The organism is Methanospirillum sp., from assembly GCF_028679455.1.
Lineage (GTDB): Archaea > Halobacteriota > Methanomicrobia > Methanomicrobiales > Methanospirillaceae > Methanospirillum.
The window spans coordinates 1-3011 of the sequence record NZ_JAJRBM010000258.1 but is presented as its reverse complement, the minus strand read 5'-3'; the positions used below and the strand labels follow the sequence as shown (position 1 = coordinate 3011).

The window sequence follows — 3011 nt, the reverse complement described above, 5'->3', positions numbered from 1 at the left end:
GCCAGCAATATTCTCTGCAGATTTCTGAGATTCAAGGGCAAGGGATTTTACCTCATCAGCTACTACGGCAAATCCGAGACCGGCATCACCAGCCCTGGCCGCTTCGATTGCTGCATTCAGGGCGAGTAAGTTTGTCTGATCAGCGATATCACTTATAACTTTTACAATCTTTCCAATTTCTCCCATCTGAAGAGAGATATTGTTGATAAGCGAATCTGTCTGTCCGAATGATGAAATAATTCCCTTCATTCCTTCTTCAGCCAGGCTTGCACGTTCTGCTCCGTGGTTTGAAAGTTCAACTGCTTCCATACTAAGTACAGAGACCTGTTCGGTTTTCCCTGCAACTGAAGAGACCGTGGTTGATAGATCTTCCATCGCAGTCAGAACTTGTTTAACCCCTTCGCCGCTGTGTTCTGCAAATTCACTAACTTTATTGGAACTTTGTGCCAGAACTCCCGAACTGGCAGTCACTTCTTCCACACTTGCACTGGTCTCTTCCATACCTGATAGAAGTAGTTCCACCTGTCGTTGAACTTCAGATATTGCGTCTGATCCTTCAATACCTACCTGGTTCAAAGCATCACGGAATTTAATGAAGTCGCCTGCTATCTGCAGATGCGGATCAAAACGATCTGTGTATATTCCTTTACTATATGAACCAGCGAGACGCATTGACTCCTGAACTGGAATAATCACTGCGTCCAGTGTTTCATTAATTCCTCTTATTATTTCCTGATAGTTTCCTTTAAATGCATCAGGTTTTCCCCTGACCGTAAGATTTCCATGTGAAGCAGCTTCTGTCAGTTTTGAGATCTCAGTAACGAGTGATTGCAGGGAAGAGATAGTTGTATTCAGGGCGGGGCTTATTTCATCAGCATCATCCCTTATCGGGATAAGATCTGTCCGGACTCCGTTTGCAATGTCATGCATCTTGGCAATAATCACGTTTTGCAGGGAATCTGCCAAATTATCCATGGTTCGCGCCATTTCTCCTACCTCATCTTTGCGGGCTAGATTTAGTCTTGTTCCAAACTTACCCATGTCAAGATCTTCAAGCATACTGACAGTCTGAGAGAGTGGTTTGGTAATACTCCTCGTTAGATAGACTCCAAGTAAAATTCCGATAATTGCTGCAAGAATTGTAAGAAGAATCATGGAATTCTTGGCAAAATTCCCCCCGGTATCACTGTTTGTCTTCAATTCCGCTGCCCGGTCTAGATTGATTTTTCGAAGAGCGGTCATGGCAACATCAATCTCTGCACGTGCTTTTGCGGTAGTACTTCCTGCTGATATCCCGAGCAGAGCATCAGCATTCTTTCCTGCTGATATATTTGCCAGGACACCCTGGACTTCTTTCTCATAGATTTGCCAGGATTTTTCAAATCCTTCGAAATGCTTTAACTCTTCTCCTTCCAGGTTATTTCTCTTATAGAGTTCCAACTGCTCCTTGATGGTAGCAATTGCATCATTTGCCTTCTTTAGACCCGCTTCTTTTTCTTCAGGAAGAAGCATTGCCTTGTATGCTTCTCCCCTGATTAGTTGAAGTGATGATTCTATCTTCCCGAGATAACTGGTTGGAAGAAGGCGATTATTGTATGTTTCATCTGACATCGAATCTATTTGTGAAATAAAAATAAATCCGATAACTGCTATGATCACAGCAATAGCCACAACAATCAGAAAGCCGGATATCAATTTACGCCCGATTTTAATGTCATCAATAAACATTTTTCCTCCTTCACTATCTCCCTAAATAAGTGACGATTTTCATACTTGGGTGCGATGAAATAGCTGATGAATATATATATAGGTATCTATTATCCATTGCGTGGGCGCACAGATACTGGCGAGAATTATGGGGTAAAATGGAATCTGGTAAACCGGCGTATACGAGAAAAAAAATTAGTGAATCGGAAAAACGCTGTAGATTATCCTTTCATCTGATTAAAGACCAGGAGTGTTGTATTATTTGCATTTGTCATCGTGAGTTTCTTCTCCTGACCACTCACGACTCGTACCTGCTCAAGTAATTTTAAATATGAATTCTCAGTCTCAAGGGTTCCCGGATCTAAACATGCCATCCTTGTCACGATGACTTGACTAAACGACAGGTTGGTTCCATTCAGGTTATACAATCCTGAGTATGTATTACAGCCGGAAGAACCGGTAATGATTCTATCTTTCCCAAATATTGCAGAGACCTGAGTATTGTTAGGAACTGGAGTCGAGATTCCGTCTGAGCGTGAGTAGGATGAAAGTCGCCATGCAGATCCTTCCAGTGTTTTATTAGCAGTTATTGGAGAAATTGTATGTTTTTCAAGTAATGAATTGAGAAGCGAGATTACCAGCTTCAGAGGTTCTGGCTCCTCTCCTCCGTTACTTTTTATGGTGAAGTTTTGATACCTGATCGTGTATGAAATTGCATCAGGAACCTGGTTTGATTGAGCCATCTGTGATTTTATCGAGAGAAAATCAGTTTTATTACAGGTTTTTCTTACGTTCTCTATCTCATCATCAGTAAGGTTGACCGATGATATCTGGTTCCACTTGGTAACCTCTCCATGCTGGTCTGCAAAAATCCGCAATAATTCATAGGACCCGGTAACTCCTCCTGCTTTCTCAAACTCTATCAATGGTTCTGAGCGATTTCCAGTACCAGCAGGAGATAGTAACGATATCGAAATGATCTCAACCGGTTTACCAACCATATACATCGATATGGTATCGTGCAATTGACGGGAGGAATAAGAGACCTTAGTTCCGTTTACTTTTAATTCTGAAGGAAGTGATGACGGAAGATACTGAACGCCATCTTCTCCGATTATTGTATAAACTCCTCCTTCCAGGTCTTGGTACAGTACCTCACCAGTTCCTGAGATCAGTGTATTATTATTGTTTGGTTGTTGCGTTGGTTTTTCAGATTTGGGTGCATGTATTTTCTGATCTAACGAGTTGATATCTGTAGGACTAATAGTAGGTGCAACCGTGGGGGTATGATTTTGTTCATTCAG

The 3011-nt window shown here is 41.8% G+C and carries 2 protein-coding genes; both read right to left on the bottom strand.

Annotation, left to right across the window (positions count from 1 at the left end; translation table 11 throughout):
• Positions 1–1728, bottom strand: a 1728-nt coding sequence (locus tag LUQ50_RS08640) for an MCP four helix bundle domain-containing protein (protein ID WP_300039213.1), incomplete at its 3' end; no start/stop codon positions are given.
• Positions 1729–1928: 200 nt separating this feature from the next.
• Positions 1929–3011, bottom strand: a 1083-nt coding sequence (locus LUQ50_RS08635; protein WP_300039210.1) for an META domain-containing protein, incomplete at its 5' end; no start/stop codon positions are given.